The organism is Nocardioides oceani, from assembly GCF_030412965.1.
Lineage (GTDB): Bacteria > Actinomycetota > Actinomycetes > Propionibacteriales > Nocardioidaceae > Nocardioides > Nocardioides oceani.
The window spans coordinates 1-383 of the sequence record NZ_JAUHJQ010000062.1 but is presented as its reverse complement, the minus strand read 5'-3'; the positions used below and the strand labels follow the sequence as shown (position 1 = coordinate 383).

Genomic DNA, 383 nt, shown 5'->3' with positions numbered 1-383 from the left:
CGGGGAGTGGGTCTTCCGTACGCCACATTTCCCACGCCGCGACGCGCGGCGGGGATTCGGCGCTGGGCTCTTCCCTGTTCACTCGCCGTTACTGAGGGAATCCTGGTTAGTTTCTTTTCCTCCGCTTAGTAATATGCTTAAATTCAGCGGGTAGTCTCACCTGCTCTGAGGTCGCTATAGTAAAGAAAGTTATTTTGTATTAACTTTCTCGTTAAAGCAATTAATTGCAGTCGTCGACGGTACGTACTACGCGTTCTAACGTTTTACTCTATTTTATAACAAATGTGAGTACCGCACCACTATCGATCGTCGTCGTTTTTCCTTCATTTTCGTTCGAAAAGAAAATATCGGACACGACGACCGTTTCTATAAGTCGTTTCGAC

General features: G+C 46.7%; 1 rRNA gene. It reads right to left on the bottom strand.

The features are described from left to right. A 23S ribosomal RNA gene (locus QWY28_RS23270) occupies window positions 1-282 on the bottom strand; the annotation flags it as partial. Between the last annotated feature and the right edge of the window lie 101 nt (window positions 283-383).